Source organism: Pantoea sp. B_9 (genome assembly GCF_008632015.1).
In the GTDB taxonomy this organism is placed as follows: domain Bacteria; phylum Pseudomonadota; class Gammaproteobacteria; order Enterobacterales; family Enterobacteriaceae; genus Pantoea; species Pantoea dispersa.
In genome coordinates this window covers 1-20,203 of the sequence record NZ_VWVL01000014.1, presented here as the reverse complement: position 1 = coordinate 20,203, position 20,203 = coordinate 1, and the positions used below count along the sequence as shown (strand labels likewise).

Genomic DNA, 20,203 nt, shown 5'->3' with positions numbered 1-20,203 from the left:
GTCAGGACGCGCTGACAGTCACCAGCATATTATTCAGGAGGATAAATATGATTCAGGTAAATAACATAAAGGCCATAAGAGTATCTTTACCCCTCCTTTTGCTTTTCCTGTCCGGGTGTACGCTCCCATCGCATCCCCCCGTCCAGAAAAATACGGTTCCCACCGAAACGCCTGTGAAAAAAGAGTGTTCCGGTCAGAATGGAAAATAAACCTGATTGCAAGCTCGTCGGAGTATGACGAAAAGATCATTCCTGAAATTGAGGAGGCGTTCTCCCGCCTGTGCTATGCCACTGACCTGCAATATATTGACCAGAAGCCCACCCGCCTTGGTTAAGTCAACACCGATGAGAAACGGGCAAAAACGCTCACCGATACGCTCAGTGACCGGAATGTGTATTATCTCTGGTTTGTAAGAGGTGGCACAGGAGCCCTGAAGGTTTACCTTCGTCTCGTGCTGTCGCTTAGCTACGACTTGCCGGTCAACCGAGTTAGTGAACTACTGCTGTACCGAGTCACCTTGCCCGGAGTAAAGTCTCCGGGCCATCATTTCAATACGATGCTCGCTGTACGCTTAATTTTGTAACGCTTACTTTTTTAAAAAAACACGGGAGAATATATTTCCCTCCAGATACTCACGCTTTAACCTGGCCCGTAACTTATCGCCTTTTATCGAAGCGTCTCACGACGAGTCCATAAACATCAGATTTGCATAAATAATTACGCTGCGATAAGTACCACACGATCAATTCGCTACTATTTCCTGCACCAATCTTTCGCATAACTTTACGTTTGAAATAGCTAACTGACTGCTTCTTTAGACCAGTTCTTTCCGCTATTTCCTCCATTTTCATACCCGTCATAAAAAACCAGATGACGGTTAATTCCACTTCACTGAGAACTACCTTGTCCCCATTGATTCCTTCAATGACCAGCAAAACGCCCCCTCTCTAAACCGTACAGAGAATCAATTATCCTTTTTATTTTTTTATAAAACCTACAGTTTTGCTTTGTTTTTTCGTAACTGATAGTTATAATCGCTGATGCTTTCCACGTTGAGGTGCATCCCATGGGCAAGCGGGCTGGAGGGTAAAGTACACATCTCCTCACCTGGTAACACATAGGGTTTACTAAAGGTCATCCTGATGTTTTTTTCATCCGTTTTCATTGTCGGAACAAAACGAAAAATCTTGGCGCTGGGGTTACTTATACAAAGTCTTCCCTGATCAATACGATAGTTCACTACCTGCCACATATCTTTCTGCTCAATATTCTTTCTCAAGTTAACCACTACGGGCAAATCCTGTCCGATAAGTATTTTCACTTTTCCTTCGCTGACATCATCCTGCGGCGGCAGGCCAGTAAAAATGACACGTGCGATATGCTCTTTGCTGTCAGGCTTGTTAGTCCGATAAATTACGCGGATGCTCTGGGTCTCGCCCGGGCCCACAATGATAGCCTGAGGTTCAGTGAACAGTGTTCCTCCTGCAAGATCATCATCCGGCAGCTTTCGAATCTTACTGTAAAGCAGTACGCTTTTATCGCCGTTGTTTTTAATATCAATGGTGGATTCATTTTTCCCTGACTCAATAAGTACGGCGGATGAGGAAGGAATAATTTCAGCCTGAGCAGGCTGGAAAATACCAGCTGCCATTAATGCCGTCGCTGCAATACTACGCGCCATTACATTTGAAGATAACATCGTTGATACTCTCCTGTGCTTTAAGATTAAAGTTATTGAGTCTGCACTGCACGTTTACTCTTGACGGTGAAGACATGCCTAATTTCTGAAGTTTATTAATGTCTTTCTCATTTATCAGAAGGATATCTTTATCGATAAATCGAGCTATGATTTTCCCGCCTTCGTCATAAAATATATCACTCTGCTGGATCCACGCCGGTTTACTTTTCCAGCGCATGAGTAAGGACCGATTGTTAACAACATTAAACTCGAAGAAAGACACCGCCCCCCTGTCAGCCGAAAATTCCCTGAAGTTATTTTTAACAACAATACCTGAAGGTAATCCTTCCGGACTGACGCGTATAAAGTCAGCCCGACCTTCAGCAACGGGACTGATGACTGCTTTACCGTCATGATTCGTTACAACGCTGTTTTGCAGCGATGCCACTTTCAGATACCGATGGATACCAGTATCCACCACTGCCCATGTATCACCAATCCTCCCCGGAGAAAAGATAACGCCTGCTCTGCTGATGGCAACTGCCCCCGAAAGTGATGCAGTGGTTATCTGGGACGTCCCGCCTTCGTCTTTACCCTGTGACAGCGACAAACCTGCTGTGGTGTAGGGAGTGCTGACATTATTGTCCAGTGTATATGACTCGGAGCGTGAAGTACCGTATACACGCTGATGGCTGGCGGTAACGGTATACCGATCCGTCACCTGTGAGCTGAGAGAGTTCGACAAACGAGCACTTTCTCCATAACTGTAATACTGGCTGCGCCAGTTGGCGTTGTGGTCTCCGAGATCCAGCGGGATACTGAGAGAAAGATTCACGCTGGCTTTATCTCTGACGGAACGGCCGGGCCCCGGTGCCATATAGGCCACCCCCATACCTAAGGAAGCCTTGCCGAGGCGCATATTCATACTGGCCGAAATTGCATCATTACTGGGTGCAGTATAGAAACGATAGTGCGTCAGTGAAATGCTTCCTGTTAAGCCGTATGAAAACTGCTGAGTCTGTGAAAGACTGATACTGCTTCGCTCAGAGTTATAATTGTCCTGCAGCGCCTGTCCAATATAGCTGAAATTTCTGCTGTTACTGCTATAGCTCAGGCTGGTATTTTTATAATTAGCGGTGACGTTCATACTCAGACTGCGCTGACCTTTTTCATTTTGGATCCCAGTCAGCCACGCTGTGGTTCGAAATTCCCCTTGGAAAGTTGAATTACTCACCGTCACTCCTCTGTATTTTCCCGCCGAAACAACAGCTACGGAGGGAGCCAGGAGTTTACCAAGTGTCTTGCTAAACTTCACACCGTTTACAATATCACGACTCCCGTTCATGGCGCGCCCTGAAAAGGCATAATATCCGGTCATGCCATCACGTTTAGCGGTTATCTGACCGCGAACAATAATCCGTGAATCGATAATTTGGTCATGGCGCTTGACCAGCACCGTAACGTCGCCGGAAAATCCCGCAACCGGAATGTTACGTAGTTCTGCATGCCCTTTTTGAATGATCTGTTTCCAGATAAGCAAATTGTTTTGCCAGATCTCCACATTGAGGACTTCGGGTGCATCATACGTAAAATTAATATAAGCGGACGCATTCCCTTCCGCAGAGGAAACTATTACACCATCAACGTAACCCGTTCCGAACCCACCGTCATTAACCATTGTACGACCAGCCCGGATCCTGACCTGGTTGAAATCACGCTCAATATAGACGTCACGCACTTGGTTGACGGCAACTGATGCGTTCCGACTCCGGAACTGGCTGTAGTTCCCGTGTGTCCGAATAATGGCATTATTAATATTTACTCCGACCTCATAGTCAGCACTGAGACTGTCGAGGGTTCCGGAATTTCCGGAATAGCGGTAGCCATACGTATTGTAATTTACGAAAGCGCCGTTTCCTCCACCTAATCTTCTCTGACCACCAGGTTCCTTGAGGAATTCAGCCGGCACGCTGATTCGCAAAGAAGTATCTGAACGGTCGTATTTAAAGTTAATTATTTTTTTTAAAGTAAAAAAAACGCCGTGATTATTATACCTATGAATTAGCCAACCATTATTTTTAACTCCGGATTTTAATTTTATTTCTTTAGAAAAAAACAACATCCCTCCCTGATAGTTAATTTCTCCTGAAGCAACATAATTTTCATTTATGTAAATTTCAGCTTTAGTGTATCCCTGAGGTATAACGTGCCGATTTAATGCATCACTGAGCTGGCCGACAGAAATACCATTTGCAGACATGAGATTCTCATCAAAATGTAGATTTTCGCTCAGAGCCTTTGCAATAAAAACAAAATAAAATAAAACAAAATAAAAAAGGTATTTTTTTTGCATATTAAAATCAGGCATCTACTGATGAGATGCCTGCTACACTTGACTAAATGAATCAGAAGTAACGCACGTTAACTTGTGCAGTACCCTGCCAGTCTACTTGCTGAGCATTTGTAATCTGATTACCTTTATTCAGCTGTGGCTCAATATCCAGTACCCAGGAGATTGATTTACCCGACGCAGGTTTGCCTGTCGCTTCATCCCATGGGGTCCAGTCCTCAGTTTTTTTGTAACTCCATGCTGAATTCAACACTCGAGTGAAGGCAGTGCTGTCATGTGCACCACTGTTCTGATAGCCGAATGAGGTTGAGTTAGTAACTCCATCTACTGTTGATGAAACCGGAGTGATGGTGAAATTGCCTAATTTATTTCCGGTTACCGGATCCATACCCAAGCCAAAAATACGTGAGCTATCAGCATGCCCACTCTGGGTTGAAGTATTCTGTCCCACCATAGCGCTGTTTTCATTTGGATCTGTTGCCCAGAAAGCTACACTTTGTGCTGAAGGACAGCTGATCTGCAAAGTGACTTGTTTCTTGGGGAACGTATTGAATGACGTTTGATTCAGGTTCTCATGTTGAGTAATACCCCAGTCAAGTGAATCACCACCTATAACGCTGGCAGTACAGGCATTAGGTGCAATGACCCCATGAACGTTAATATCCATGGCAGCAAAAGATGGGTTAGCTAACAAAAAAGCACCTGTAATACTTAATGCAGTAACAACTTTATTTAAAGACACGAAAACACCTCCAATTTAGCTTTTAAAAATAATTCATCAGCCTCACCCGGCTGATGAGAAATGAAATATAACGGAATGATATTTAGGAGGGTAGTTAAAAAAGATCAAGAAAAATAAAATTATCTTTATTAAAAAAATATTAATAAATTCAATAGGTTATAGAATTCTCTTTAATCCTTAATGTCATTCCCAGAGAAAAAAAAACAAACCGAAACAGCGTCCTGAGCAGGAAGCTGAAACGGTTATAAATTTCAAATAAAATTTTTTAACAGCTCAAGATTTTTCACATAGAAAAAGTGGAACTGTTTCAGATGAAATCAGCGAAGCATTTTTACTGACCGGTCGGATAGTCCATACAAGTGATTTACCCGACTCATAAAAGAAAGCAGGCAACCACTTGTGTTCCTGGTCCTTACTGAGAGTCATCTGTGGCGACCTTGAAATGGCCTGAGAGATAACTAAATAGGTATAACCCTTTTTCTCGTAAGTAAATCTTATAGTCTTACTGATGTAGCCAGCTACTTTATCCCTTTCATATAAAACTCCTGAAATTGATAATGTTCCAGTGCCGGAAAAAAGATTCTGATAAACGACCATATTCAGCATCTCTTTGTTTTTGACGAAAGAAACCTCTGCTTTACATGTCTCATATGTGACGTAATTATCACCATATGAAATACAAAGAAAAGTTAAAAGCCCTGAAATTATTAATAGTATTAATCTGTTCATTTACCCATATTCTTAATATAATAAACCGAATGACACCGAGGTGCCTCTTTACCGACCAGCGGATTACGGCAGAGGACAAGTGATGTACGGTCAGAAAACCTGTAACTTGTAATGTAGATATAACGGTTATTTTCACAACTGAGACCAAGACCACCTATCAGCCTGAACATTTTATCCTCCTGAACATCATTATCCCTGTTTGAGAAAATAATACATTCTTTGTAATAAACAGGTTTTGAATTAAATAAAGCGTACTTTCTTGTATGAACCCCCATGAAATAAGCTAATATACCTATCGCAATACCTAATAAAATAACTAACAGCCTGCTCATTTTTGCGTAACCTCGCGTCAGGACATGGCTTTCGGCTGCTAATGGCAGGATAGATTGTAACTGATTCATTTCAAAACCTTCTGTTTCATCAATTAAATTAATCTTCTCATCGGGTTTAGCACCTGTTTTATCTTCATTATTACCATTCTCTTCATGAATCCGCTCTGGTCCGTTCCGGTTAATATCTGTCAATGGCGATAAGATAAACCCCCTTCGGGGCATTGTTCTGATAATATCCTGCTTTATACCGGCTTTACTAAGCGACTTTCGTATTGTAGAGATGTTCTGATACAATGACGTAGAAGTGGGTTCCATGCCAAATCGTCGCCAAGCATATTCATAGAATTGATCGTGCGTAACCAGATTTCCGATATTATCTATAAGAAGCTCAAAACACAGCGCGGCTGAGGCGCTAATCGTGTATATTCCGTTTTCATTCGAAATTCTCTTCTTCTCTGGCTCGAAATTAACCACACTATTTATAATTATTTTCCTGCTCATAGTCTCCTCCAGTGTTATGACCACCCAGTCCCGCGTCGCGTCAATTTCCAGGAAAAAATCATTTTCATCAGGATTTTTCTTTAAAATTAGCGATTTTCATCAAGTTGGGGAAATACCTATCAGTAATGCAATACCTTAAAGGGCGGATTGATTATAAATTTTCATTCTTTTTGCATCTTTTTATCGGATAATCTCATTCTTTTTCTCTAAATGTAAGATATGTTTGTGATCCGTGTTAATTTTAGCATCCATTTTCAAAAAAAACCTGAGTATTGCCTTCAGATTAAATTTTGTCCATGCCGCGATGAACTTAGCTGAAAGCACTAACCGATAACCTTAATTTTGCTTAGAAATCAATGACAATCTTCTATGTGGTTTTGACAGATTGGCTCTTAACTGATGTCCTCACCGTTTCAGTATTGGTATTTTCCATCAAGAATGCGGCAGGTGAGATAAGAGCCTGCCGTACATAACAGCACCGGAACAAAATAACTGTGCTCCATCTGGGTAAATTCCATCACAAGGACGACTGCGGTAAGGGGCATCTGCATGGATGCCGCCAGAAATGCAGCGCCTCCAACAAGTGCAAAACTGGGGGCATTACCGCCAAGAAAAATAAGCTGCCATCCGGCACAAAGCAGAAGACTCAATAGCCCGCCGACCGTAAAGGCTGGCGTCAGCAGGCCGCCCTCCGTGCCACCCCGCAGAACGGCCAGGATCACCAGAATTTTCAGTCCCAGCAAAACAGCAGCGTGGCGATAATCAAATTCATCACTGATGGCCATCTGCATCGGTCCCTTACCGTTACCCGGTAACTGAGGATAATAAAGACTCAGGACAGCGAGCACGGTAAAGGCAATAAGACAGATAACAGGCATCTGCCAGTTACTTTTGACCCCGGCGCGGGATTTCCCTGTGATAATCCGGAATCCCCATGCCGCAAGGCCCAGCAGCGGGCCCGCGAGACAGGCCCAGAGTATAAAGGTATGAGTAAGCGCAACGGACAGAAAATGATACTGTGATTCATTCCCCAGGCCGAGTATGGCGCTCCAGGCCGCGAGCGCAGAGGTGACGACGGCGGCGAATGCTTTTTCCCAGCTAAAAGCGATCAGCAGAACTTCCAGACTAAACAAGGCCCCAGCCAGCGGCACATTATAGACAGCCGCCAGGCCAGCGCCTGCACCACAGGCAATCAGAATCCGTACCTCGCCCTCGTTTAGACCCAACCGGCGCGCGATGGTGCCTCCGGCAAGCGCCCCCACTGGGACGTGGGGCAACCTCACGTCCCAGTGGGGAGCCCAGCGCAACAGTCACGATCTGTAGCAGCGCATGAACGGTCGTGGTGCTCGGGGGCATTGCCCGGGAGGGCACAGAGACAGCGTCCTTGATCGAGACGCGAGGTTGACCATAACGACCCAGCAACCACCATCCGAAGCCCGAGATAACACCGCCAGTCACGATAGCTGCAAGGCGCCGCACGAAGGAAGAATCACTGACGCCCTGAAGAAAAGAGACCGTACCGATGACATGCGACAGGCTGCAGCCAAACGCGTAGTGCTGCACAGCATGTAAAATCAGTCCCAGCGCCATCCCTGCCAGACCTGCCGCTAAGCCTGTTGCGACAACAGCAACAAGCCTGATAAAATAACTGACGTTTCCTGCTAAGTCTTTCTTTTTTTTCTGAATCCCTGAGTTTTTATATCGGTATAGTAACGAACGTCACCTCAATAGTGTCTCACTGACGAGCCAGGCAGGGGAAATGGTAACCTGACCTGCTCCTAGTTGATTAACACACCCCGATGTTAGTAATGTCTTCATAAGCCACATGAGGACATCCCCATGAAGAAGCGTTTTCCCGACGAACAGATCATCAGTATTCTTCGCGAAGCGGAAGCTGGGGTTTCTGCTCGTGAGCTCTGCCGTAAGCACGCCATTTCCGATGCCACTTTCTACACCTGGCGCAAGAAGTTTGGTGGCATGGAAGTTCCTGAGGTGAAGCAGCTTAAATCTCTTGAAGAGGAGAACGCCAGACTCAGGAAGCTGCTTGCCGAAGCCATGCTGGATAAGGAGGCGCTTCAGGTGGCTCTGGGGCGAAAGTACTGACGACAGACCACAAGCGGGAAGCCATTAAGTTTATGTGTGATGCGACCGGTCTGTCGCAACGTCGTGCCTGCAGGCTTACTGGTTTGTCTCTGTCGACCTGCCGCTACGAGGCTCAGCGTCCGGCGGCTGATGCGCATTTATCAGGGCGCATCACTGAACTGGCACTGGAGCGCAGGCGTTTTGGCTACCGCCGCATCTGGCAGTTGCTGCGTCGGGAAGGCCTTCACGTCAATCATAAGCGGGTATACCGTATATACCACCTTAATGGACTGAGCGTAAAACGCAGACGACGCCGTAAAGGGCTGGCAACCGAACGGTTTCCGCTTCTGCGCATGGATGCGCCGAACCTGACATGGTCGATGGATTTCGTTATGGACGCAATGGCCAACGGTCGGAGGATCAAGTGCCTGACCTGTGTGGATGATTTCACTAAGGAGGGTCTGACGATCACCGCTGCTTTCGGTATTTCAGGCGTTCAGGTCACGCGTATTCTGGACAGCATCGCGCTGTTTAGGGGCTATCCGGCGACAATAAGAACCGATCAGGGCCCGGAATTTACCTGCCGCGCGCTCGATCAATGGGCCTTTGAGCATGGTGTGGAACTACGGCTTATCCAGCCAGGTAAGCCAACGTAGAACGGATTTATTGAGAGTTTCAACGGTCGCATTAGAGATGAGTGTATGAATGAACACTGGTTCAGCGATATTCTTCATGCCCGGAAAACAATTAATGACTGGCGGCAGGATTATAACGAGTGCCGTCCCCATTCATCGCTGGATTACCAGACACCAGCTGAATTCGCAACGGACTGGCGAAATAGGAAATATGAAGAAAAACCAACCGACATTACTAACTGAAGTTAGTATCTAATCCTGGGGGCAGATCAAAACCACTCGTTATCGAACGGGGTCATGATGGCACTGGAGGAAATGACGCCGAAGGTTGAGCAGTACTCAATTGACGAGATGTTCCTCGATTTAACCGGCATCGATGGCTGCGAGGACTTTGAGCACTTCGGCCGGCGCCTGCGCGCGCACGTGCTCGCCACGACCGGTCTGACCGTCGGCGTGGGCATGGGGCGCCTACTAAAACCCTGTCAAAATCGGCGCAGTGGGCCAGCAGGGAGTGGCCGCAATTCCGGGGAGTGCTGGCGCTGACGCCGGGCAATCCGAAGCGCACCGCAACGCTGCTGGAAAACCAGCCCGTTGAGGAGATATGGGGCGTTGGCCGGCGTATCGGCAAAAGCCTCAACCTGATGGGTATCGAAAATGCTCTGCAGCTGGCGCGCGAGCACCCTGCCCTCATCCGAAAGAATTCAGCGTGGTGCTTGAGCGCACCGTTCGCGAGCTCAACGGTGAATCGTGCATTCCCCTTGAGGAGTTTGCGCCGGCGAAACAGCAGATCGTCTGCAGCCGCTCTTTTGGTGAGCGCATTACGACAAAAGTGGCCATGCAGGAAGCGCTGTGTCAGTACGCCACCCGGGCGGCGGAGAAGCTGAGAAATGAGCGCCAGTTCTGCCGGCGCATCAGCGTTTTTATCCGGACCTCGCCGCACGCGCAGGGAGAAGTCTTCTACGGCAACAGCGCCGGCGAGAATCTCACCCTGCCCACGCAGGATACGCACGACGTAATCGGGGTGGCCATGCGATCGCTCGACCGCATCTGGCTTGACGGGCGACGCTACATGAAGGCCGGCATCATGCTCGATGACTTTACGCCAGACGGCGTCAGTCAGCTGAATCTGTTCGATGAGGATAAGCCGCGGGCCAACAGCGCGCAGCTGATGAAGGTACTGGACGGCATCAACCAGTCCGGGCTCGGCAGCCTGTGGTTTGCGGGCCAGGGCGTGATGTGATTGGCTGGATAAATCCGGACCGGCTTAAAAACTTCCTCAGCCACGGCGCAGACAGGCGCTTTCGCGCGCTGTGCTCCGTTGACGGACTGAATGCTTACTGTAATCCTGCCAAAATCAGCCAGACGGCTGTGATTCCGGACGACAACCAGGCTGAGGCGATCTGTCAGGCACTTCTGAACTCCGGGTATACCCGGCTCATACGGACGGATGGCTCAGAGCTGATCGTTGCGGGAACGGACATTCCCGCAGCCTGGCGCCCTGTTCAATAGCTTCCTGAGAGAGCCTGACTGAGTCCAGAGCAACCGCAGCGCCGGGAGAGACGTGCGCTGCATTTACTCAGGCGCCAAGCATTCTGCTGACAAAATCAACGTATTCTGCGTTTTGTCCTCCCTGCCGGAATGCCTTTTCCTGCACAAGGTCTCTGTTAGGCCTGAAGCAGATCAAATGGCGATCTTCATACAGCCTGACCGGCGAATAAAAGCCGGGTTTGCCGTCACGGATCAGGTCACGCAGCGCCCGTAAGCATCCTCCGGCCAGTACGTCACAGAGCTGCACGCCCGGGCTATCCAGCGAGTCAACTTGACTGACCTCTCTGAGCTTAAGCGGGTAGCTGACAGAGGCATCATCAGACAGCCTGAATTCGGCGGGCTGATCGCAGCCTATAAACCGCATCAGATAATCGTGATACTGCAGCAGATTTTGAGAGCGGTCATGCTCAATCAGGTACGCATCAGCTGACATCATTTTGAAGTGGTCAACAAAAACTGGCCACCGCGTTAGAGTTTTTCCAGTATCGGTTTTCCGATTCGTTTGATGGTAATCCACCGTTATATTCATGCGGCCTGAGCGATCTGTAATACCCGACGATATAGTCCGTTATTGCGTGAGCTGCATCGCTGAAGCTTACATAGCCCGTCACCGGCACCCATTCGTTCTTCAGACTCCTGAAGAAGCGTTCCATTGGACTGTTATCCCAGCGGTTTCCACGCCGACTCATACTCTGCCTGATCCGGTATCGCCACAGTAACTGCCGGAACTGCCTGCTCGTATAATGATTGCCTTGATCGCTGTGGAACATCACCCCGACGGGCTTACCACGGGTTTCCCATGCCATTTCCAGTGCTTTCATGGTGAGCCTGCTGTCCGGCGAGAACGACATAGCCCAGCCCACGGGTTTTCTTGCGAACAGGTCGAGAACAACGGCGAGGTACGCCCAGCGCTTACCCGTCCAGATATAGGTCACATCACCGCACCACACCTGGTTTGGTTCCGTTACGGCGAACTGTCGCTCAAGATGATTCGGGATAGCAACGTGCTCATTACCGCCGCGCTTATACTGGTGAGTCGGCTGCTGACCAGCCCCAGCTCTTTCATGAGCCTGCCAGCAAGCCAGCGCCCCATCTGGTAGCCTCTCTGGGTTGCCATCGTGGCGATGCTTCTTGCTCCGGCCGAACCATGGCTGATGCTATGCAGTTCAAGTACCTGGCTTCGTAATACAGCCCGTGTGCCGTCTGGCTTTTCAGGACGGTTTTTCCAGTATTTGTAGCTGCTGCGATGAACCCGAACACATGGCAGAGAGTGGCCACAGGATAACGCGCCCTGAGTTTCCCGATTATCGAGAACTGTTCAGGGAGTCTGACATCAAGAGCGCGGTAGCCTTTTGTAATATTTCGTTTTCCATTTCAATACGTTGCATTTTCTTCCTGAGCTCACGTATTTCGATTTGTTCCGGCGTTATCGGGGAGGCTTTTGGCGTTTTGCCCTGACGCTCATCACGCAGCTGTTTAACCCAGCGCGTCATGGTAGAAAGCCCTATATCCATCGCTTTAGCCGCTTCAGCAACGGTGTAATTCTGATCGATGACAAGCTGGGCTGATTCGCGTTTGAACTCTGCACTGAAATTTCTTTTTTTCATTGGGGCACCTGTGTTGTTCTGAGGTGAGCATATCACCTCTGTTCAGGTGGCCAAATTTAGTAAACCACTTCATGCCGACAGAACCGGCCTGACTGTAAATAATGTGGTGAATAATCTGCGGAACGAGTTCAAAGGGATAGCGCATCAACAGGCTCCTGTTTGTAAACGGAAGTTCATTTTCTGGGAATGCGCTCTGGGTGAAATAAAGAACTATGATTACCATTATGAAAGAATAGATGGCACTCATGAGGCAAGAGTTACGCCGGTGGAGGCATATGGAACTGAAAGACACTGTAGCAGAATCACTGGAAAGACGGGGCTTATGGCGACGGGCTGCACGCCGCTGGCTGACCGTGATGGATCAGATTACGGAAGATGCCGAACGCGAGGCCATTGCCCGCCGCAGAGAGCGATGTCTGGGTATGGCGGCCAATATCACGCCTGATGGTCGCAGAAGCGAAACACGGCGTCTGTATAAGATTCAGAGCCGTTTCAGTGATGGATATTGATGCAGGAAAGTGGAGCTGCCGTAACGATTCAGATAAAACAAAAGCCTCATCCGTCTGGATAAGGCTTTTGGCCCGGTGTGAGAGGAATGATTGGACGGGTATACAGATCACACCAGGCAATTATTTAAATACAAAAACACGTTTGTGTTGTCAATAAAGTAACTTTGAAAAGGCTCAAACCGAATGAGTCAAAATAATCGCGGGCTCTATGCCGCCCGCGCCCGCTGCCTGACAAACAGGCAGGGCCGTTTTAACTGAACACCTCGCCGTCTGTAACCCTGTCGATCTCCTTCAGCACCCATAACATTCGGTGGCATCCGGTACGCAGATGTTCCAGCGCAGACTGCCTTCGAACTCAGCTTCACCAGGCCACTGTTACCAACGGTGCAAAACTGCTCCACCCCGATGGCCGTGAAAGTATCAGTCGGGTCATGAGGGCCCTCAAGGCTGAACTTGCTCTTGTGACCCGCATGATGAATCGTCAGGTACGACAGCATTTCCGCGATCAGGCCCGCCAGATGACCAGCGTGAAGGGCGTGGCGGAAATCACCGCCACCACCCTGCTGGCCGAACAGCCGGAGCTGGGTACCCTGAGCCGCAGGGAAATCAGCGCGCTTGTCGGTGTCGCCCCCGTTAACAGAGACTCAGGAAAAATGCGGGGAAGACGAACGATTTCTGGCGGAAGGGCCGGCGTGCGCTGCACGCTTTACATGGCGGTCATAACCGCCATTCAGTTTAATCCGGCAATCAGGGCCTTTTATGTCAGGTTAGTTGAAGCCGGTAAGGCTAAAAAGGTGGCGCTGGTTGCCTGCATGCGTAAGCTGCTGACCAGCCTGAACGCCATGGTCAAAAGCGGGACGTACTGGGAGGACCATTTCACGTCAACCCCGGCAATTTAGTGAATTAAAAACTCAGTCCGGTTCTGAGATTAATTTCATCAGAGCTGTTTCGATGCCACCCTGAAAAAGTTCTGCAGGGCCATCAGTGCTCTGCTGGTTATAGCTGTTTCTGATACCATCACGGCGTCAAACTGATCTGGCCACGTCGTGAAGCGGCTCATACCTGTGAAGGAACAAAACGAACCAGATGTCAGCTTAAGCTGCGTTGGTCTTTTAATCCGGGCATTCAAAGACGCTCTGCGAGCGCCTGATAAAACAGGTCTCATTGTGAAAAAAGAACGTTTTTACGCCCTTATACTCTGATTATTCAACTTAAATGTAACCGATTACAATATTCGAATAATGTTTTCCCTACCCAAAGGGAGGTTGCGCATCAGGTACGGAGACATGCTCATGTATCATGGAGAGTCTTTGCAAAACAGAACAGTCAATCCTTCTTGGTACTTTCGATGAGTGACTCCAGAAACTTACGTTGTTTATCATTCAAATCAAGCGATTTTACTTTTTCCCGAATGCTTTCACTGCTTTTGTCTGTGGGCTGTGATGGTTTTGCTTTGTCAGGCTGTGCTCCATAAACGAACGCGGCGAAAATGCTACCCCATACCAGACAGCAAAAAATTAACATAATAATCCAGGCAGTTCTGCGACTTACTTTCATCATTTATCCCGGTAATCGATAAGAACACGTAAGACAATTCTCATGTGATGTGGTTCTTGGTGTAAGCGATTACAGTGATATCTGCGGCATTTACAGTGCTATGGATAGCTGTAGTAAAATTTCCATCTGAAATAGTTTCATTCTGTGGGAAGATATCTAAGTACCTTAGTACTGTTGTTAGCGCTCAGACTCTTATGGCTGTTTACGATGCCATCCCAATATCATAATACTGCTCTGAACGCCATGGTCAAAAGCGGGACAAACCGGGAGGATCATTTAAAAACACTTTAATAATTTACTGGGCCAGAAATTCATAGTAGCTCTGAAAGAGCATTAAAATTCTTTAAATGGAACCTGGTAAAAGGTTGCTTTCAGTTAGCTTATTTTCAAGCATAATTGCCCACGTGAGATATCAGAAACGTAGTTCAGGATGCTTACAGAGTGCAATGGAATCAACCCGCAGCCCGTTACTTCGCTTACGGGTCTGCGGGTATAAGCAACTTATTGTTACAATATAACATTTGAAGTTGCGCCCGAATTTTTTGCAATGACACGGTACAGGTGGGCGGCGTTGACTCCGTGCCGTGTGTCGCTGCGACCCGCCTGACAAATGGCCGTCTTGCCAGTAACATCCGGCAAGGCGGCTTCCCTTGAGTGCTCCTGCAAATGCCAGCGGCTGCGGAGTCAGTTTTTATCAGCAGCCGTAGCGTAAATGCGGGCCCGATAATCCTTACTGTCCGTTCCACTTGCTTGGCTTTTTCACATCTCAGCCGTTCTCTCTGGCTGCGGTTTTCCCGGTGACGATGAAAGTACGCCCAGACAGCCCCGGAACAGGCATAAAGGAAAATGATGATGACGACATGAGCGCAGCAGCCCCGCCCTTGCTCTACAGCGACGGCACTCAGAAGGATAACGCCTGCTCTCTCATATCTTCTAAGAGGTAAATAATGACAATAGCCCCAGACAGGGAATCCAGACTATTCGAAACGATATATAAAAATGTCCTTTCCGCCTTGGGTATGCCCGGCGTTACCCGCTTTGGCAGTACACTTAAGGCTTATGTAACCTACCGTACGTTAATTATTTTTAAACTTGATTTGATGCTGTACGACTATAAAGAGAAGAACGATCCATTTCGCTTTACTCTGCGCGGTCGGGCTGCGTTGGACTCGTTTCTTTTTAACTACAAAGGAATTACCTTTGATAAATCAGCCACATTAACGCTCCATGAGGTGCTAACTTTACTTGCGCCCGAAATTCAGGCGTATCAGATCCCTAATGACGTTATGCAACTTCTGAAAAAAAAACCTGAGTTCAGTTTTGAGCCTTTTGAGAGAAACTTTTCAGCATCACAGCCGGATTTCTTCGGAACCGAATGGGATCCTGAACTTCTGGACAGGCAGTATCGCTGATCAGCGAAGCTAGACACGTATTGCCCGCGCACCATCGACAAAAAATCACCATCAGATGATATGCAAGCACAGTTGCTTGTTTGCGATGCCGCCCGGCTACCGTGAGGGCACGGCACTTTATGCCCGCCGACGGCATAAGCGTGGAGCGAAGCGACGTCATCATTATCTTTCCCGTGAAAAGCGCCGCCCGCCGGGCGGCCGCCTAAGTAGTCGTTTTCAGCCCCGGAAATCAGGCCAGTGGCAACCGCACCGGTCGCTCACCACGGGTGCCATAAACGTACCGGTTACTTCCCACTCATCCAGAAAATGGAGGCCGGAAAGTGTCACTGCCTGCTGCGCATCAAGTTGCACGAGAGATTTCAGCCAGACGTCATTGCCGTCAAAGCGCCAGTAACAGCCTTCACTCTCACGGGGTTCGCCCTTCCACCACGTACGGCCCATGAGCATGCAGCCCGCCTCTGCCAGCTGCTCATCCGGTGACAGGATGAGCATATGCTCCTCTGAGCAGGCGCCCTGCCACTCTGCCTGAAAGGAAGCCAGCCAGGTGTTCACTCTTTTTCCTCCCATTTTGCCAGAATCGTGTCAGCGCAGTGGCGCAGGAAGTGCCAGCTGAGACTGATATCCGCATCGAGCGTGGCATCGGCCAGCGCGATCGTGGCCAGCACCTCATCGGACGTCAGCTCCGGTGCCACGTCTTCGAAATCATCGGCTACCCACAGGTGCACTACGCAGGGTGTGTCTGGTGCAAAACGCTGCAGCTGTTCGGCCAGCTGGCCAGTGGTGAGAGGGTGATTCATGTAAGCGTCTCACCTGCACCGTCTTGCGCTTTATCGCTTCGGCCCACTTCACTCTGACAGCACAGGTGATGCTTGTTTCTTCTAATCGGCTTTGAGTGCCCCATATTTTTACTAAGATTAATCTGGGCGTGGATTAATCCCGTCTTTTTAATAGCTTTTAAATGGAGATTACAATGGAACTTGTAAAAGAAGCGGAACTGAACAGAAGCGTCTCGTGGGGCAGCATCATTGCGGGCGTGGTAACGGTAATGGCTGTGTCCCTGCTGCTGACCACGCTTGGGTCAAGCCTTGGTTTTTCAATGCTTTCACCTCAGTCTGACGATGTCATTAACGGTGCTGACAAGGCTGTTATTATCTGGTCAGTCATCTCGATAGTGCTGAGTCTGGCCTGCGGCGGTTTTGTGGCCGGCAGGCTGGCGGGCGCGGATGGAACCATCCATGGCTTTCTCTCATGGGCCACATCTCTGCTTGTTGCTTCCGTGCTGGGCTTCGCCGCCGCTGGCGGCATTCTGCATATGGCGGCAAGCGCCGTTGGCGCGGCAGCATCTGCCACGGGCTCAGCCGTGAGCGGACTGGGTAGCGCCGCAGGAAAAGCATCGGGCGCAACAGCCGATATCGCTCAGAATATTGCTGACAGGATCGGACTGAACACGCAGCTCACAGCCCCGCAGGCGGACAAACAGGTACTGGATGCGCTGGGCAGGAGCAACATTAAAGAACTTCAGCCGGAATTTCTGCAGTCCCAGCTTCAGGCAGCGGGGAGTGATATTGCAGATTCGGTCAAATATTTGGCTGTTAACCCGGGCAACAGTGACGCCATTATTGATACGCTGAGCGGTAAACTGAAGTCACGGGCGGATGCAGTCAGCAAAGGTGTCGACAGGAATGAGGTGAAAAAAGCGCTGGCAGAAAATACCCGTCTGTCACCGGAAGAGGCGGACAGGGCCGTCGATAACTTCATTCAGGCGCGTGACAAAACCGTTCAGGAGGTAAGCGACCGTATGGCCCGGCTCCAGAGTAATCTGAACGATGCGAAGGCGCAGTACGCGGAATTCAAAAAGCAGGCAAAAGAGAAAGCTGACGAAGCCGCCAGCGCGGCTGCAAAAATCGCTCTGTGGTCATTCATCGCTCTTCTGGCGGGGGCTGTTGTCAGTGCGCTGGCCGGTTTGTGGGGGGTGAATACTCACCCTGCCCACCGGAAAATCAGGGCCTGAAGAAACCGGAGAGCATAATAATTACGCAGGCATTCCGGTGCTCTTTTCTGATGTGTAGCTCATCTCTGGATTCAGCATAAATAAAAAGGGCTGCGGCTAAAGCCGCAGCCCTTTTGTCTGCTGAAAACTGCAACTGTCCCGGACGTGTCGGGTGCCTCCCGATAGGTCAGAAAAGCCAGAACCTGACCTGCCGTTTCTGCTCATTGCCAGGATGATTATGTTTGTATCTGACTTGGCCCCGCCGCTTAGGGGGATTCACATCCGTTTGTTTACATCCATCAGATTTCCTGTAGAAAACTGAGCGGTGCCGGGTGCCTCCCGGTGAGTCAGGAATAGCCACAACCTGACCCGCTTATTGGCCAAGGCATTCACCCCTTTTGTGGCTTAGCCCCGCCGCTTAGGGGGATTCACCGCATAAGAAAAATAGCACATTTATCACGATAACCTGAGGCATCTTTATTTATAACTGGCGCTGATGTGTTCCGGTCAGTAAAGAACTTTCACAGATCATTCAGGTTTTCTGGAATAAATCTCCACGGCAGCAGCTCACCTATACGGTTCACTGGCCAGTCCTGAATATGCCTCAGGACATAACGCAGCCATACCTCCGGGTCTATGCCGTTAAGCCGGCAGGTGCCGATCAGCGAGTACAGAACCGCTGCCCGCTCCCCACCTGCGTCTGAACCTGCGAACAGCCAGTTTTTCCGGCCCAGGGCTACGCCACGCAGCGCGTTCTCCGCGATGTTGTTGTCAATTTCCGCCCAGCCGTTACCGCAGTACAGGTTCAGCGCCTCCCACTGTTTCAGCAGGTAGGCGAACGCCTTTGCCGTATCCGAGTGGCGCGAGAGCACCGTCATCTGCGCCTGTATCCAGTCGTACAGCGACTGCATCAGCGGCACGGTCTGCGCTTTCCGGACCGCCAGCCGTTCCTCTGCCGGGCTTCCGCGTATCTCCGCCTCGATGGCATACAGCTCGCCGATGCGCTTCAGCGCTTCGGTGGTGATACCGGTCGGCGTGCGGGCATGAACGTCGTGGATTTTCCGCCGGGCGTGGCACGACTCAGCTCCACGCCCTGACGGCGGTATATCTCCGACTGACGATAGTGAGGCGTGTGCTCCGCGAACTTCGCCGTGACGATGCGCGCCAGCAGGCCGGGGCCCGCGTAGCTGCGCTCTATGGGTTTTGACGGCATGGGGGCCTGAACGATGTGGTCACAGCGGCAGCAGGCCAGCTTCGGCCGCTGCGTCTCGATGACCTTAAAGGCGCTGCTGATGAGCTCCAGCTGTTCCGACACGTCGCAGCCCAGCGCGCTGAGCTCGCCGCCGCAGGCCGGACAGGCGGTTTCTGTCGGTGGCAGCATGCGGATTTCACGGTGAAGCGAGGCCGGCAACGGTTTGCGGGCGGAAGACTGGCGCAGCGGCGGCGGAAGTACCGGGTCATGCTGTTCACCCAGGACCTCTGCCATCTCCTCCTGCAGGGCGCTGATGCGCTCCTCTGCCTGACGCACCTGACGCTGCATATTCCCCCGCAGCTTTTCGGAGCTTTTGCCGAACTGCATCCGCTGCAGCTTCGCAACCAGCGCTTTCAGCCGGCTGATTTCGCTGGCGTACGCCGCCACCCGTTGTGACAGGAGGCGGTTGTTTTCGGCCATCTGCTCAAGGCTTCGCTGCTGTGTGTCCAGCAGCGCCCTGAGGCGGACATTTTCTGCAGAAAGTGAGCGTTCCATGCGCTCACATAACGCCGGTTCAGATGCGCAGGCCAGGAGGATTTATCCGCTGCGGATGCTTCCAGTTAATGCCTTCCAGCAGCATGGCCAGCTGGGCCTGCGTGAGGTGCACCCTGCCGTCCCGGTTCACCGGCCAGACGAAACGCCCCCGCTCAAGGCGCTTCGTAAAAAGACAAAGACCATCGGGGTCTGCCCAGAGGACCTTAACCATATCGCCGCGCCGGCCCCGGAAGATGAACAGGTGGCCGCTGAAAGCGGTCGGCACGCAGCGTGTTCTGCACCTTCGCCGCCAGCCCGTTGAAGCTGCAGCGCATGTCAGTCACGCCGGCAACCAGCCAAATACGCGCGCCCGCCGGAAAGCTAATCATACCTCACCCTCGCGGAGTTCACTGACCAGTGCACGCAGCAGCTCCGGTGTCACGGGGCCGGTCAGGCTCAGGGTGCCGCCAGGCAGCGTCAGCTTACAGCTGATGACGGGGGGCGAAACAGGGGCCCCACTGCTCTGCCTGACCGGTACGGGAACAGCACGCAGATATAGCAGAATTTTTGCTGTCAATCGACCTCAGCAATCCGGAGCGGTATTTAATCTAATCAACCCGGTCCCTGCAACCAGGACCGATCTCATTACGCCTGCTCCCGCCCTGATTTGCGGGACTGAACACCTGCGAAGCCAGCCGGATAAAGTCAGACCGTGCAGCTGAACCTCCTGCCGGCTCCGCCGGGTTTTCTCAGGCCCGATGATGCCATAAAATGCCGTATTTCAGGGCCACTTTTTCATGTGGTC

Annotated in this window: 12 protein-coding genes and 8 pseudogenes; 7 read left to right on the top strand and 13 right to left on the bottom strand. The window is 50.2% G+C overall.

Features of this window, described 5'->3' with window-relative positions; genetic code table 11:
• A pseudogene (locus tag F3I21_RS23470) lies at positions 1-209 on the top strand (hypothetical protein); the annotation flags it as partial.
• 447 nt (positions 210-656) lie between these two features.
• On the opposite strand, the gene F3I21_RS23655 reads toward F3I21_RS23470, so the two are convergent.
• The 7 genes and pseudogenes from F3I21_RS23655 to F3I21_RS22655 form a co-directional block, all read right to left on the bottom strand.
• On the bottom strand, positions 657-887 hold the full coding sequence (locus tag F3I21_RS23655; protein WP_223815733.1) for a LuxR C-terminal-related transcriptional regulator: 231 nt from the start codon (positions 885-887) through the stop codon (positions 657-659).
• Between the two features lie 107 nt (positions 888-994).
• Positions 995-1,699 (bottom strand): fimbria/pilus periplasmic chaperone, encoded by a 705-nt coding sequence (locus tag F3I21_RS22680; RefSeq protein ID WP_150059837.1) that lies wholly within the window; start codon positions 1,697-1,699, stop codon positions 995-997.
• Positions 1,671-4,031 (bottom strand): fimbria/pilus outer membrane usher protein, encoded by a 2,361-nt coding sequence (locus F3I21_RS22675; RefSeq protein ID WP_150059840.1) that lies wholly within the window; start codon positions 4,029-4,031, stop codon positions 1,671-1,673. Before F3I21_RS22675 ends, F3I21_RS22680 begins: the two co-directional genes overlap by 29 nt.
• Positions 4,032-4,083: 52 nt before the next feature.
• Positions 4,084-4,770: a DUF1120 domain-containing protein gene (locus F3I21_RS22670; RefSeq protein ID WP_223815732.1), complete on the bottom strand. Its 687-nt coding sequence runs from the start codon at positions 4,768-4,770 to the stop codon at positions 4,084-4,086.
• A 273-nt stretch (positions 4,771-5,043) separates the two neighbouring features.
• Complete coding sequence (locus F3I21_RS22665; protein ID WP_150059836.1) at positions 5,044-5,499, bottom strand: hypothetical protein; 456 nt, start codon at positions 5,497-5,499, stop codon at positions 5,044-5,046.
• Positions 5,496-6,332: a winged helix-turn-helix domain-containing protein gene (locus F3I21_RS22660; protein WP_150059835.1), complete on the bottom strand. Its 837-nt coding sequence runs from the start codon at positions 6,330-6,332 to the stop codon at positions 5,496-5,498. Before F3I21_RS22660 ends, F3I21_RS22665 begins: the two co-directional genes overlap by 4 nt.
• A 413-nt stretch (positions 6,333-6,745) precedes the next feature.
• Positions 6,746-8,018, bottom strand: a pseudogene (locus F3I21_RS22655) (chloride channel protein).
• A gap of 153 nt (positions 8,019-8,171) precedes the next feature.
• Here F3I21_RS22655 and F3I21_RS22650 point away from each other — a divergent pair.
• Together F3I21_RS22650 and umuC are read left to right on the top strand one after the other, a co-directional pair.
• Positions 8,172-9,292: pseudogene (locus tag F3I21_RS22650) on the top strand (IS3 family transposase).
• A 36-nt stretch (positions 9,293-9,328) separates the two neighbouring features.
• A pseudogene (gene umuC, locus F3I21_RS22645) lies at positions 9,329-10,283 on the top strand (translesion error-prone DNA polymerase V subunit UmuC); the annotation flags it as partial.
• A gap of 342 nt (positions 10,284-10,625) precedes the next feature.
• Here umuC and F3I21_RS22640 read toward each other — a convergent pair.
• Positions 10,626-11,033, bottom strand: a complete 408-nt coding sequence (locus tag F3I21_RS22640; protein ID WP_150059834.1) for a hypothetical protein — start codon at positions 11,031-11,033, stop codon at positions 10,626-10,628.
• A 10-nt stretch (positions 11,034-11,043) separates the two neighbouring features.
• Positions 11,044-12,204 (bottom strand): annotated as a pseudogene (locus F3I21_RS22635) (IS3 family transposase).
• A 275-nt stretch (positions 12,205-12,479) separates the two neighbouring features.
• Here F3I21_RS22635 and F3I21_RS22630 point away from each other — a divergent pair.
• The 3 genes and pseudogenes from F3I21_RS22630 to F3I21_RS22615 all read left to right on the top strand — a co-directional run bounded on the left by F3I21_RS22630 (position 12,480) and on the right by F3I21_RS22615 (position 15,682).
• A complete protein-coding gene (locus F3I21_RS22630) occupies positions 12,480-12,713 on the top strand; it encodes a PerC family transcriptional regulator (RefSeq protein ID WP_150059833.1) in 234 nt (77 codons plus the stop codon).
• Between the two features lie 524 nt (positions 12,714-13,237).
• Positions 13,238-13,612: pseudogene (locus F3I21_RS22625) on the top strand (transposase); the annotation flags it as partial.
• A 1,605-nt stretch (positions 13,613-15,217) separates the two neighbouring features.
• A complete protein-coding gene (locus tag F3I21_RS22615) occupies positions 15,218-15,682 on the top strand; it encodes a hypothetical protein (RefSeq protein ID WP_150059830.1) in 465 nt (154 codons plus the stop codon).
• Positions 15,683-15,898: 216 nt separating this feature from the next.
• On the opposite strand, the gene F3I21_RS22610 is transcribed toward F3I21_RS22615, so the two are convergent.
• On the bottom strand, positions 15,899-16,234 hold the full coding sequence (locus F3I21_RS22610) for a hypothetical protein (RefSeq protein ID WP_150059829.1): 336 nt from the start codon (positions 16,232-16,234) through the stop codon (positions 15,899-15,901).
• Positions 16,231-16,479, bottom strand: a complete 249-nt coding sequence (locus tag F3I21_RS22605; RefSeq protein WP_150059828.1) for a hypothetical protein — start codon at positions 16,477-16,479, stop codon at positions 16,231-16,233. The genes F3I21_RS22610 and F3I21_RS22605 overlap by 4 nt, the downstream gene beginning before the upstream one ends.
• A gap of 173 nt (positions 16,480-16,652) precedes the next feature.
• On the opposite strand from F3I21_RS22605, the gene F3I21_RS22600 reads away from it, so the two are divergent.
• Positions 16,653-17,693: a CAP-Gly protein gene (locus F3I21_RS22600; RefSeq protein WP_150059827.1), complete on the top strand. Its 1,041-nt coding sequence runs from the start codon at positions 16,653-16,655 to the stop codon at positions 17,691-17,693.
• A gap of 500 nt (positions 17,694-18,193) precedes the next feature.
• Here F3I21_RS22600 and F3I21_RS22595 read toward each other — a convergent pair.
• Together F3I21_RS22595 and tnpB are read right to left on the bottom strand one after the other, a co-directional pair.
• Positions 18,194-19,419, bottom strand: a pseudogene (locus tag F3I21_RS22595) (IS66 family transposase).
• A gap of 19 nt (positions 19,420-19,438) precedes the next feature.
• Positions 19,439-19,787, bottom strand: a pseudogene (gene tnpB / locus F3I21_RS22590) (IS66 family insertion sequence element accessory protein TnpB).
• Positions 19,788-20,203 lie beyond the last annotated feature (416 nt).